This is a genomic window from Bradyrhizobium sp. HKCCYLRH1034 (assembly GCF_051168375.1).
In the GTDB taxonomy this organism is placed as follows: Bacteria; Pseudomonadota; Alphaproteobacteria; order Rhizobiales; family Xanthobacteraceae; genus Bradyrhizobium.
In genome coordinates this window covers 105,515-117,791 of sequence record NZ_JBNPUW010000003.1, presented here as the reverse complement: position 1 = coordinate 117,791, position 12,277 = coordinate 105,515, and the positions used below count along the sequence as shown (strand labels likewise).

The 12,277-nt window shown below is 67.0% G+C and carries 12 protein-coding genes; 3 read left to right on the top strand and 9 right to left on the bottom strand.

Going from position 1 to position 12,277, the window contains the following annotated elements:
* The first annotated feature begins 55 nt into the window (after positions 1-55).
* A complete protein-coding gene (locus tag ACQR0W_RS07645) occupies positions 56-829 on the top strand; it encodes a hypothetical protein (RefSeq protein ID WP_316170973.1) in 774 nt (257 codons plus the stop codon).
* Positions 830-939: 110 nt separating this feature from the next.
* Here ACQR0W_RS07645 and ACQR0W_RS07640 read toward each other — a convergent pair whose 3' ends face one another.
* The 3 genes from ACQR0W_RS07640 to ACQR0W_RS07630 form a co-directional block, all read right to left on the bottom strand.
* Positions 940-1,746, bottom strand: coding sequence for an enoyl-CoA hydratase/isomerase family protein (locus tag ACQR0W_RS07640; RefSeq protein WP_315752290.1), 807 nt, complete (start codon positions 1,744-1,746; stop codon positions 940-942).
* A 154-nt stretch (positions 1,747-1,900) separates the two neighbouring features.
* A complete protein-coding gene (locus ACQR0W_RS07635) occupies positions 1,901-3,058 on the bottom strand; it encodes an acyl-CoA dehydrogenase family protein (RefSeq protein ID WP_315752289.1) in 1,158 nt (385 codons plus the stop codon).
* 19 nt (positions 3,059-3,077) lie between these two features.
* Complete coding sequence (locus ACQR0W_RS07630; protein WP_316170972.1) at positions 3,078-4,142, bottom strand: acyl-CoA dehydrogenase family protein; 1,065 nt, start codon at positions 4,140-4,142, stop codon at positions 3,078-3,080.
* 233 nt (positions 4,143-4,375) lie between these two features.
* Between ACQR0W_RS07630 and ACQR0W_RS07625 the strand changes: the two genes are divergently transcribed.
* A complete protein-coding gene (locus ACQR0W_RS07625) occupies positions 4,376-5,155 on the top strand; it encodes an SDR family NAD(P)-dependent oxidoreductase (protein WP_315715256.1) in 780 nt (259 codons plus the stop codon).
* Positions 5,156-5,210: 55 nt separating this feature from the next.
* Here the strand turns inward: ACQR0W_RS07625 and ACQR0W_RS07620 are convergent, their stop codons facing one another.
* The 3 genes from ACQR0W_RS07620 to ACQR0W_RS07610 form a co-directional block, all read right to left on the bottom strand.
* Positions 5,211-5,477 (bottom strand): GlsB/YeaQ/YmgE family stress response membrane protein, encoded by a 267-nt coding sequence (locus ACQR0W_RS07620; RefSeq protein WP_315715257.1) that lies wholly within the window; start codon positions 5,475-5,477, stop codon positions 5,211-5,213.
* A 34-nt stretch (positions 5,478-5,511) separates the two neighbouring features.
* Complete coding sequence (locus ACQR0W_RS07615; RefSeq protein WP_315752288.1) at positions 5,512-6,096, bottom strand: YidB family protein; 585 nt, start codon at positions 6,094-6,096, stop codon at positions 5,512-5,514.
* 100 nt (positions 6,097-6,196) lie between these two features.
* Positions 6,197-6,898 carry a hypothetical protein gene (locus ACQR0W_RS07610; RefSeq protein ID WP_409998663.1) on the bottom strand — a complete coding sequence of 234 codons (702 nt, stop codon included), beginning with the start codon at positions 6,896-6,898 and terminating at the stop codon, positions 6,197-6,199.
* Positions 6,899-7,268: 370 nt separating this feature from the next.
* Here ACQR0W_RS07610 and ACQR0W_RS07605 point away from each other — a divergent pair, with 370 nt between their 5' ends.
* Positions 7,269-9,395, top strand: coding sequence for a phytoene desaturase family protein (locus ACQR0W_RS07605; RefSeq protein ID WP_316170971.1), 2,127 nt, complete (start codon positions 7,269-7,271; stop codon positions 9,393-9,395).
* A gap of 28 nt (positions 9,396-9,423) precedes the next feature.
* Here the strand turns inward: ACQR0W_RS07605 and ACQR0W_RS07600 are convergent, their stop codons facing one another.
* The 3 genes from ACQR0W_RS07600 to ACQR0W_RS07590 are packed head-to-tail and all read right to left on the bottom strand — an operon-like array spanning position 9,424 to position 11,931.
* Positions 9,424-10,368: a M28 family peptidase gene (locus ACQR0W_RS07600; RefSeq protein ID WP_315825506.1), complete on the bottom strand. Its 945-nt coding sequence runs from the start codon at positions 10,366-10,368 to the stop codon at positions 9,424-9,426.
* 25 nt (positions 10,369-10,393) lie between these two features.
* On the bottom strand, positions 10,394-11,011 hold the full coding sequence (locus ACQR0W_RS07595; RefSeq protein ID WP_315715262.1) for a fused MFS/spermidine synthase: 618 nt from the start codon (positions 11,009-11,011) through the stop codon (positions 10,394-10,396).
* Positions 11,008-11,931 (bottom strand): spermidine synthase, encoded by a 924-nt coding sequence (locus ACQR0W_RS07590; RefSeq protein ID WP_315715263.1) that lies wholly within the window; start codon positions 11,929-11,931, stop codon positions 11,008-11,010. The genes ACQR0W_RS07595 and ACQR0W_RS07590 overlap by 4 nt, the downstream gene beginning before the upstream one ends.
* Positions 11,932-12,277: the final 346 nt, after the last annotated feature.

Genomic DNA, 12,277 nt, shown 5'->3' with positions numbered 1-12,277 from the left:
CTCGCAATGACGCGGCGGGCTTGTGTGAGCAGGGGATTCCGCAAAGAGGGCTGCGATGGCTTACCTCCACCTCCGTCAGATCTGCCTGGTCGCGCCCCGGCTCGAGCCGGTGGTCTCGGACATCGCCGCGATCATGGGGCTGGAGGTCTGCTACCGCGATCCGCATGTCGGCAAATACGGGCTGGAGAATGCGCTGCTGCCGGTCGGGCCGATCCTGCTCGAGGTGATCGCGCCGACCCGCGAGGACACCGCGGCGGGACGCTTCCTGGACAAGACCGGCGGCCGCGGTGGCTACATGGCGATCTTCGCCTGCGATGATCCCGATGGCCGTGCCGCCCGTGCCAACGAGATGGGTGTGCGGATCGCCAACGTCATCGATCATCCGCCCTATCACGGGGTGCAACTGCATCCCCGCGACTGCCGCGCCGCCTTCATCGAGCTCAATCACACCGAGGGCAGCGACGATGTGCTCGGCCCGTATCCGCCCGCCGGGCCGGATTGGACGCGCGCGATCCGCAGCGACGTGACGTCGGCGCTGACCGAGGTGGTGCTGCAGAGCCCCGCGCCGGCTTTACTTGCCGCGCATTGGGGGCGCATTCTCGATGTGGTGCCGGCGGCCGGCAGCGATGGTGTTGAGCGGTTGTACTTGCCGAACGCCCGTATCCGTGTCGAACCCGGCGAGCGCGAACTCATGAGCGGCCTGACGTTCCGCGTCGCCGATGCTGCACGTGTGGCCGACGCTGCGCGCGCCCGTGGCTATGCGGTTTCAGGCGGTTGCTTCACAACTGGCGGCGTTGCCTTCGCGTTGCAGGGGGCGGTCGCCAATTAGTCGATCGGCATGCCCGAGCTTGACCGGGCATCCACGTTCGTCTTTCCTCGTATCAAGACGTCATGGCCGGGACGAGCCCGGCCATGACGTCGATCGAAGCTCGCGGTTCGTCACCGCCCCCTGAAGTTCGCGAAGCGCCGCTCCTCCGTTGCCTTGACGCCTTCCTTGAAATCCTCGGTCGCGCGCAGCCGGGTCTGTTCGGCGAGCTCGTGCTCGGTTGCTGCCATCACACGGTCGGCGAGATTGGCGCGCATCGTGGCGCGGGTCGACAGCAGGCCGAGCGGCGAGCATTCGGCGATTTCCGCGGCGAGCTTCATCGCAGCCGTCCGCACCTGGTCCTGCGGCACGCATTCATTGGCGAGGCCCATCCTCAGCGCTTCCTCGCCGGTGACGCGGCGGCTGGTGTAGAACATCAGCTCGGCGTTGTTCTTGCCGACCAGTTCCGGCAGCGTCACCGTCAGGCCGAAGCCGGGGTGGAAGCCGAGCTTGGTGAAATTGGCGGAGAAGCGCGCTTCCGGACAGGTGACGCGGAAGTCGGCCGAGACGGCGAGGCCGAGCCCGCCGCCGATGGCGGCGCCGTGCACGGCGGCGACCACCGGCTTCTTGCAGCGGAAGATCCGCACCGCCTGCATGTAGAGATGGTTGATCGCCCCGAGGCTGTCGGCCGGATCGCCTTTGGCGCCGGCCGCTTCCTGCGCCTGGCGTGCCGGATCGGTGAAATTGGCGCCGGCGCAGAACGCCTTGCCCTGCGCCGCCAGCACCGAGGCGCGGATCTCGATGTCGCGGTCGAAGCCTTCGAGCGCGTCGGCGATCTGGTTGATCAGCGCAATGTCGAAGAAATTGAGCGGCGGCCGGCGAATCTCGATCAGGCCGACATGGCCGTGGATCTCGACGCCGATGTCAGGGAAGTGGGTCATGGTGGGTCTCCGATTCTGCTTCTCCAGCGTCATTGCGAGCGTAGCGAAGCAATCCAGACTGTTGGTGCGGTCCTGGATCGCTTCGCTGCGCTCGCGATGACGGAGCTACTTGCCCGTGGGCGCGGCTGCGACGATCGCGGCGTGTCGTCGACCCTCACCTTAATCCCAGCCCGCGCGCGATGATGCCGCGCAGCACCTCGGTGGTGCCGCCCTGGATCGTCAGCTTCGGCGCGGTCTGCATCGCAAAGGTCAGCTGGTTCTCCAAGGTTTCGCGATTTCCTGCGTTCTCCTCGACGAACGCGGCGAGGTCGCGGACGCGGTGCGGCAGCTGCTGCTCCCAGATCGTGCCGACGTCCTTGACGATCGAGGCCTCGACCACCGGCTCCTTGCCGGCCTGCAGCATGCCGGCGACCGACACCGACATCCGCCGCATCGTGTGCAGCTGAGCCACCAGCCGGCCGATGCCCTCCGCGCTGCGCGTGTCGGGGTTGGGACCGACCGCGCGCACCAGCTCGGTCAGCACGTAATAGGTTTCGAGGAAGCGCTCCGGTCCCGAGCGCTCATAGGCGAGCTCGGAGGTCGCTTGCTTCCAGGCGCCGTCGATCTCGCCGAGCTGATGATCGTCCGGCACGAAGGCGTCGGTGAAGACGACCTCGTTGAACTCCTTCTGCCCGGTGATCTGCCCAATCGGGTTCACCTTGATGCCGGGCGTTTTCATGTTCACCAGGAACTGCGTCAAGCCATGACGCCGGTTCTCCTTGGTCGACGGCGAGGTGCGGAAGATCGCGATCATGTAGTCGGCCATGTGCGCCGACGTGGTCCAGATCTTCGAGCCGTTGATCAGCCAGCCGCCCTCGGTCTTCGTCGCGCGTGTCTTGGCGGCGAACAGGTCGGAGCCCGAGTTCGGCTCGCTCATGCCGATCGCGAAGCACAGCTCGCCGCGGCAGATGCGCGGCAGGATGTCCATCTTGATATGCTCGGGCGCGTAGCGCAGCAGGATCGGCCCGCTCTGCCGGTCGGCGACGAAGAAGCGCCTGACCGGCGCGTTGGCGACGCGCATTTCCTCGGTCACGACGTAGCGCTCCAGGAACGAGCGCTCGTGGCCGCCATATTGCTTCGGCCAGGTCATGCCGATCCAGCCGCGCGCGCCGACGCGGGCTGCAAACTCGCGCGCGTCGGCGTCCTCGCGCTTGGGCTGGTACGGGTTGAAGGTGCCGGCCGCGATCTCATCAGCGAGGAAGGCGCGCACCTCCTTGCGCAGCTCCTCGCATTCCCTCGGCAGCCGGATCGGATCGAAACGAAGTGCGCTCATGCAACAATCCTCTTCGGGGTCAGCGCGAGGCGACCAGCGGCCACAGCTCATCGGCGCCGCGCGCAGCGACGCGCTTGCCGAGCTCGACGGCCCAATGACTCTCGGAGCCGAAATCGTCGCGCCAGGCCAGCGCGCGCAGCGAGAAGCGGTGCAGGATGTGCTCGGTGGTGAAGCCGATGGCTCCGTGGACCTGATGCGCGATCGCCGCGCCCTTCTCGGCGGCCTCGGCGCAGCGGATCTTGGCCGCGGCGGCTTCGAGAAACACCGCCTCGTCGAATGCGGCGGCCCGCGCGATCGCATCCGCGGCGGATGTCGCGGCCGCGCTCGCGGCGGCGCTCTCACCGGCCAGCCGTGCCAGGTTGTGCTGCACGGCCTGGAATTTGCCGATCGGCTTCTCGAAGGCGACGCGCTCACCCGCATAGTTGACGCTGATCGCGAGCAGCCGATCCAGCGCGCCAGCGATCTGCAGTCCGCGGGCGACGCCGCCCATCAGCATCAAGGTGGTGCCGTCGAAGCCGGCCGGTGCCGGCCGGCATGCCAGCGGCATGATCTTGTCGAACGTCACCGTGTCGCTGGGATCGTTGGCGAGGTTGAGGCCCGCGTCGATGCGCAGCCGCGCGGTCTCGACCAGCGCGATCGACACGCCGTCTCCGCCCTCGGCGAGCACGGCAACGTGCTGCGCCGTCCTTGCGAACGGCACGCCGCGGGCACGGCCGGACAAGGTGCCGTCAGTGTCGAGCGTGATCCGGTCCCTCGGATGAGCCGGCGCGATCGTCATGGCGCCGTCGGGGGAGGCAATGCCGCCTTGTTGCAGCAGCCAGCCCGCGAGCAGCGTCTCGGCCAGCGGCACCGCAATCGCAAAACGGCCGGCGGCATTGATGATCTCAAAGCCATCGGCGAGGTCAGTGCCGGCGCCGCCGAACTCCTCGCCCACCCAGGCGAGCGTCAGGCCGGCCTCGCTCAGCGCCCGCCACAGCGGCGCCGTCCAGCGGCCGTCCTTGTCGTGGTTGATCGTCTGCGGGTCGGCGAGATCGGCGAAGATCCTTTCCGCGGTCGCAACGACGATGTTCTCAGCTTCCGCCACAGCGCTCCTCGCCCTCGTTGTCGTCGGTCTCGGCGCGCCATGTCCTGCGCGCGCCGGCGATGTTTTGCCGGCATGATGAGCGCAAGCGACGGCCCTGACAAGCGTAGCCCGCTGCAGGGCCCCGTCCGCTCGCCGCATGGAGGCGAGCGATTTCCGCGCTGCGGAGATTGTGCCGATTTTGCAGATGCAGCGATGTTGGCTAAGAAGAAGCAAGGCAAACAGGGAGGTGCGGAATGGCTGAAGGTCTGTGCGCGGTCGTGACGGGGTCGGCGTCCGGCCTCGGAGCCGCGACCGCGTTGCTGCTGGCGAAGGCCGGCATGCGCATCGTCGTGAACTATTCGAACAGCAAGAGTGAAGCCGAGCAGACCGCTGATCTCTGCCGCAAGGAAGGAGTCGAGGTCGTCGTCATTCAAGGCGACGTGTCGCGCGATGAGGATTGCCGCAAGATCGTCGCCGCCGCTGCGGCTTGGGGCCGGCTGGATGCCCTCGTCAACAATGCCGGCACCACCAAGCACGTGCCGCACGATCAGCTCGATGGCCTTTCGGCGGAGGATTTCCAGCGCATCTTCGCAGTCAACACCATCGGCCCCTTCCAGATGGTGCGCGCCGCGCGGCCGCTGCTGGAAGCGGCGGCCAAGGCGACGGCGCGTGCGTCCGCGGTCGTCAACGTCTCGTCGGTAGCCGGCATCAGCGGCATCGGCTCGTCGGTCGCCTACGCCGCCAGCAAGGGCGCGCTGAACACGATGACGCTATCGCTGGCGCGCGCCCTGGCGCCTGCGATCCGCGTCAACACCGTCTGCCCCGGCTACATCGATACGCCCTGGTTCACCAAGGGCCGCGGCGAGGCCGGTGCCAAGCAGGTGCGCGATGCGGTGGTCGCGCGGGTGCCGCTGCGCGCGGCTTCATCCGCTGAGGACATCGCGCAGCTCGTGGCGTTCCTGGCGAGCCCGGCGTCAGGCCACATGACCGGCGAGGTCGTGCGCATGGATGCGGGGATGCATCTGTTGGGGTGAAATCGTCATGGCGAGCGGCCGCTGTGGTCGCTCGCGATGACGTGGCGCGAGGCCGTTACCGATTGAAATCGCGGATCGTGCCGCTCGCGACCAGCCTGTTCCAGATGAACAGCACCACGATCGCGCCGAGGGTTGCGGTCACGTAGCCCGCGCCCTGGTCGGGGCTGTAATGGCCGATGGCCTGCCCGATGGCGGTGGCGATGAACGCGCCGACGATTCCGAGCACGATGGTCAGGATGAAGCCGGAGGGATTGTTGGGACCCGGCGATAGAAGCCGCGCCAGGAAGCCGGCGACCAGCCCGACGATCAGAATGTGCAGCATGAGTCTCGTCCTTCCCGTCAACGATCGCGGAGCGTCAGATCCGGCCCGCCAACTCATGCTCGGTCGGCAGCCGACCGTCCGGCGTGAGCTGATCGATCACTTTCGGCAGGTACTGGCTCAGCCCGTTCAATAGCTCGTCGCGCGACAGCCCGCTCTGCGCGGTGAGCTGATCGATCTGATCGGCGCCGAGCGCATTGGCGAGATCGCCGGGCGAGATCGGCTTGTTCTCGCCGGGGGAGACCCAGGAGTTCGCGGTGTCGCCATGGCCTTTGTCCTGGAACTGGCGCAGGAGATCGCCGAGCCCGCCCGACAACACGCTGCCGGCCGCGCCGCCCGCAAGCAGGCCGCCCAGGCCGCCGGCGATGATGTTGCCGAGGCCGCCACCAAGCGCACCGCCGAGCGGTCCGCCTTGATTCCCGGTCGGCTGGGGCGGCGGGACTGGCGCAGGCGCCGCGTTCGGCTGCTGTCCATTCTGCGAGAAATGCTTCACCGCTTTCCACGCCAGCAAAGCGAGGATCGCCATCGTCATCGGCGACATGCCGCCGTTCTTCTGCGTGGTCGGATGACTCGGCCCGCTCGGGCCGTTCTGCATGCCGTTGAGGATATCGAGTAGACCCATGACCTGCTCCTGCGCCCCGCGCCGACAAACCTATGGGCTTGCACGCGGCGTTACAAGCCGCGGTCAGATTCGTCGCACAGGGGAACGTGTCGCGCGCGGCTCAGTTCCGGGCTTCGGCCCGTTTCGGCGCCTTGGCTCCGGGCGGTGCGGCTGCGGCCTGGCTGGGGCCGGTGAACATCCGCTTCAGCTCGTCGAGCTTCTCCGACAGGACTGGAAAGTTGCACGAGAACGAATCGCGGCGCCAGCCGTCCTTGGCGCATTGCGCTGCCTTGATGCGGGCGCGTGCCTCCACGTTCGACGCCGGCGATGGCAATCCGCCCTGCGCGGTCGCGGCCGGGGGCTTGTTCGGCCGTTGCGGCGGCGGGGCCGGCATGGCCGGCTTCGGCGGCTCGATCGCGGCCCGCGCCGTCATGTCCCGGAGCGAGGGCTGGAGGTCCTGCGTTTGCGGCCGCGACATCATCGCCGAGCTCATGTTGGCGTGGCGCTGGCGCTCGAGGTATTGCGTATACTGCTGGTCGATGAACTTCTGCTCTTCGGCCGTGGGATTGGGGCCGGCGATGTCGAAGCTGCGATCCTGCATGAAGTCGTAATAGACGTAGCCGCCGCCCGGCTTCCGTCTCCCGGCAAATTTCGCGTTGCATTGCGCCAGCGCCGCCGTCTTCTCCTCCTTGGAGGCGGACTTCTCGGCAGCGTCGGCACACTCCTCGAAATCCGTCGGGGAGCGGCTCCACCATTCCGCATGCGCGCGTTGAGGTTGCACGGCAGGCAGGCAGGTGATCGCTGCAAAGACCAGTACTGGCAGGCGGGGTGGGTACACGAACGGTAATCCTCAGCGGCTCCCCGCCTCAGATGACGGGAGATTGTCGCCATTTTGCGGCGGGGTGTGACTCCAATGCTGCGTAAATTGAGACTTTCTTCTTTATCTGCCGTGGTTCCGTGATCTCGTTGCCACAGTCGGGCCGGCAATGACGGCAGCGCCGTTCGTGAATCGCGCCTTGCTGTGGCGCCGGAACGATGCGCAGCATTTTTCCACCATTTTCATCCCGCCGTAGTTGACGAAACTAATCTTGACGTTGGAAAGATTGGTGTTGACGAGACCGGGCAAGCGCTCCTATGAATATCTTGACAATGGAAAGATGAGCTGCGCCGCCCGGTGCGGAGGAGAGGCTGCGATGAAAGTGTTCCTCACGGTCAAGCTGGCGCTGTTGCCGTTCGTCGCGTTCTGGACCCTGCTGGCCTGGCATCAGCCGGCATGGGCGGTGTGGTCCGCGCTGGCCCTGGCGCTCGCCGCCAACGTCTGGCGAGCCTCCCGGAGCGAGCTCGCGCTGCTGGAGCTCGGAAGCCTCGCCCTTTTCGTCGTGCTGGCGATCGCCAACGACGTCGCGCCGAATTGGACGGCCGGCAACGCGCTGTGGCTGTCCTTCGCAGGGCTCGGCCTCATCAGCTTCGCTTCGCTCGTCGTCGGCCGTCCCTGGACCGCGGACTATTCCCGCTCGGCCTATGCCGACAGCGCCTCGACGCCCCAATTCCACCTGATCAACATGATGATGACCGGGCTCTGGGGCGTCCTGTTCCTGGTCCTCGGCCTGTGCCGCTGGGCCGGCGTCGCCTCCTGGATCGCGACGATGATCGTCGTCGGCGGCGCGCTGATCTCGATCTTCGGCCCGCGCTTCGCAATTCGCCAGGCCTTGCTGCGCATGCGGGCCGCGCGCGAGGAGTGCCATTGGCCGGCACCGGGCTTCACCCCCGCGGCCGGCGTCGACTGCGACGTCGCGGTGATCGGCGCCGGAATCGGCGGGCTGACGGCCGCCGCCCTGCTCGCGGAGTCCGGGTTGAAGGTGAAGGTGTTCGATCACCACGTGGTGCCGGGCGGCTTCTGCCACACTTATCTTCGCAAGGCTCACCACGACAACAAGCCGGTGCTGTATCGCTTCGATGCAGGGCCGCACGATTTCTCCGGCGTCTGGCCGGGCGGGCCTGTCGACAGCGTGCTGCGCCGGCTCGGCGTCGCCGACCGCATCCAGTGGCGGCGGGTCACCCACTCCTACCGTCTCGCCGGCCGCCGCGTCGACGTGCCAGCGGACTGGCGTGCTTATGTCCGACTGCTCTGCGAGATGTTTCCCGCCAGCGCGGACGGGCTCACCCGGCTGTTCGACACCATCCATGCCATTTTCGAAAGCATGTACGCGACGGGGCAGGGTCGCAGCGGCATTCCCGGCATGCCCGCCACATTGGAGGAGATGCTGGCCTTCCCGCGCAAGCATCCGCAGGCGTTCAGGTGGATGAACCGCCCGTTCGATGAGCTCGTCGCCGCCCATGTCTCCGATCCCGAACTCATCGCCTATCTCAATGCGCTGTCGGGCTATCTCGGCGACGGCAGCGAGACGCTGAGCTGCGCCCAGATGGTCCCGATCTTCGGCTACTATTTCAAGGGTGGCTTCTATCCGGTCGGCGGCTCCGGCCGCCTCGCGGACGTGCTCGCCGAGGCGGTCACCGCCAGGGATGGCGAGGTGCATCTGAAATCCAGGGTCACCCGCATCCTGGTCGAGGAGGGCCGCGCCGTCGGCGTCGTGCTCGGCAACGGCCGCACGGTCCGCGCGCAGGCGGTGGTCTCGAATGCCGATCTCGGCCGTACCTTCACCGAGCTTCTGAGTCCCGACGATCTGCCCGCCGGTTTTCGCGAGCGTGCCCGCACCCTCGCGCCGGCGACGTCGTGCTTCTCGGTGCATCTCGGCCTCGACATCGTGCCCGACATCGCGCCCGCCACGCATCTCGATACGCCGATGGGAATCGGCCTTGCCGTGATGTCCAAGCTCGACCCGTCGGCGGCGCCCGAAGGCCATGCCACGATGACGATCATCACCCTCGTGCCGCACGATCAGGCCACGCGCTGGTTTCCGGGCGAGGGCGGCGACGACTGGAAGGCGTGGCGGCGCTCGCCGGACTACGAGGCCCGCAAGCAGCAGCTCGGCGATGCCATGGTTGCCGCTGCCGCGACCGTCATTCCCGACTTGTCCAGGCATATCGTCTATCGGACCGACGCCAGCCCGGTGACCTATGCACGCTATGATCTCGCCAGCGCCGGCGCGATCTATGGCGTGGCGCAGTCGGGACGGCTGAAGGGCGCCAAGGCGCCGGTGCGCAATCTCGTCATCGCCGGCGGCGGCAATGCCGGAGCGGGCGTCGAGGCCGTGGTGATCTCGGGCGCGGAGGCGGCCGAGGCGCTGGTGCCGGGTCTGCTGGCGCGCGCATCGGCAGTCGCGTCGGACGCGGTGACGGCGCGGCCGCGGGCGGCCTGAGCGCGGCGCCTGCCGCAGCTCGGGCGTATCAAGGCGTATAGAGGTAGCGCAGCAGGGTGCGGCCGACGGTCTCCAGGCTCTGCGCCGAGCACTGCTCGATCGTATCCTGCGTGGTGTTGAAATAGGGCTCGTAGTCGAAGTCGATGACGAGGAAGCTCGGAATGCCGGCCTGCTGCAGCGCCGTGTGGTCGTCGCTGATCGGATACGCCGTGGGCTCCGGCGAGAACGCCGATGGCGCGATACGGCTGCCGATGCTCCAGAACCTCTTGACCTCGGGCAACGCCGAGGCCAGCGACGACGGCTCCGGCTGCAGCTTGAGATCCTTGTCGCAGACCATGTCGAAATCGACTGCCTTCTCCGGCTTGTGCGTCGGATAATAGGTCTTCAGGTTGGCCGCGAAATGCGGCGAGCCCAGCGGGCGCCAGGTCGGATCGCCGGCGCCGAGCGATTTCGGCCCCTCCTCGCCGTCGAAGAAGATCATGTCGATGCCGACGTCGGGCTTCGGCGACAGCGACAGCACGCGTGCGGTCTCGAGCAGCAGCGCCACCGCCGAGGCGGAGTTGTTGGCGCCCGGCATCGGTGCGTCCGGCGATTTGGGATCGCGATAGGCCTTGATGATGCTGTCGTAATGGGTGGCGACGATGACGCGCCGCGGGTTCTGCACCTGGAAGCGGGCGATGATGTTGGTCAGCGGGATCGCCTTGCCGTCATCGCCCTTGGCGGTGAAGCTCTGCGTGAGCACGGCGTCTGCCGCGCTCTTGGCCATCGCCGCCTTGATGTAGTCGATCGTTTTCTGATGTCCCGGCTCGCCCATCGACCGCGGCGTGAAGCGCAGCAGATCGGCGATGACAGCCATTGCGCGCTGACCGTCCCACAATTCGATCTGCGCGTCCGCGGCGTAGGCGGTCGGCGACATCAGCAGCAATACGGCCGCTGTCGCGGTGGCGGCGAGGCGAGGCCAGAACTCAGTCATCCGCAAAGCTCTTCAATGATGGAAATCAGGACGTCTTCTTGCCGAAGGGAATGAACAGGATGCCGGCGCAGCCAGCCAGCGCCACGGCGAAATAATAGGTGATCGCGCGCGAGCCGATCGTCGGAATCAGCGCAAACGTCGTGACCAGCGTGCCGACGACGTTGCCGATGGTCGAGACGCCGTAGACCAATCCGGCGACACGGCCGGCCTCGCCGGCCGAGCGCGTCAACAGGCTGACGGCGATCGGCGAGAAGGTGCCGAGCAGGGTCAGCGGCACCAGCAGCAGCGCGGTCGAGGCCATCAGCGTCGCCATCGGCCCGTCGCCGATGCTGTCGAGGATGTCGGCCATGACGGTGTCGGCGGTCGCCGGCACCAGTGCCATGTAGGCGGCGGCGATCAGGATCATGGTGCCGATGGTGCGCGTCGTCGGCTGCCGGTCGACGATGGCGCTGCCGGCGAAATAGCCGATCGCGAGCGCGCACAGCACGGTCGAGATCAGGCTGGCCCAGGCGCCGATGCCGCTGCCGAAATACGGGTTGAGGTAGCGGCTGCCGAGCATCTCGAAGCCCATCAGCACGCAGCCGACCAGGAACGAACAGAGATAGATCGCCAGCATGCCGGCGCGGGACACCGGCGCGCTCATGGCAGCTTCTTGTTGTGGCGCTCGATGCTCTTCAGCGCCTCGACCGGCGCGAAGTCGTCGGTCAGCACCTTGGCCTTGGCGTCGATCACCTGGCCGTTATCGATGTCGATGCGCTTGCGCTGCGCCAGCATGTCGGCGAGCTTGTAGCGGAAGCCGAATTCCTTGTCGCGCTCCTGCGCGATGGCCGCGAGATCCTCCGGCTTCCGCTCGTCGCCGGGATAGGCGACCATCACGATGTTGCCGCCGGCCTCGTAGAAGTCGACCTGCGGGAACACGCTGTGGATGGTCTTGACCGCGGCGTCGAACAGCATGGTCGACGGCTCGACGTTCTGCGCCACCACGCCGCCCTCGGCGAGATGCTCCTTGACGAGCTGGTAGAATTCCTTGGTCAGCAGGTGGAACGGCACGAACGGTCCGCGATAGGCGTCGATCAGGATGATGTCGTAGCGCTCCTTGGATTCCTGCACGAACAGCCGGCCGTCGCGGTTGGCGACGTGGAAGTTCGGCTCCTCCTTGATGCCGAAATACTTCTTGGCGAGCTCCAGCACGGTCGGATCGAGCTCGACCGACGTCACCTGCACCTTGGGCAGGAAGCGGTGCAGGTACCAGGCGGTGCGGCCGCCACCGAAGCCGATCTCCAGGACCGAGCCGACATTCTTTGCGTACATGACGCTCGCGGTCATGAAGCGGGTATAGTCGACCGGCAGATCGAGCTCGTCCTGGGTGTTGTAGACGCTCTCGGTATAGATGCGCCGGTTGTGACCGAACGTCATGCTGCGGTAGGGCGCCTGCTCATAGACATAGATGTTGTTGTAGAGCGACTCCTTCGACTCCAGCAGGTGGCGGGTGTCCTGCGCGCTTGCGGCGGCGATGGAGAGGAAGCTCGCGAACACGCCTGAAATGACCGACCGGATGAGCATCGACTTGTCTGTGTCCCTCGGCTGAAATGGGCAGGCGCGCTGGATCGAGCGGACCTCGTGGCGCCGGACGCCTGGCCGGCCACGAGATGCGCTCAGGCACGACCAATACGGCAATCCCGAGGCCGGGTTCCAGATTGGCGCCGTTCTCTTAGACCATCGGCTGCCGTCCGGATAGTCAAACCGCCCCTCCCAAACGGGGGTGTGATCGGGCATGAGCGGCCCCGCTCTAACCGGGATCGCGCGGCTGCGTTCCCGTCGTCGTCCCGTCAGGGGATCCGAGCGTCGTTGTGCCCCGGTCGGCCGCCCGGTCCAGGCTCCGACCGGAGAGGCTTCCGGTCGGTGGCCG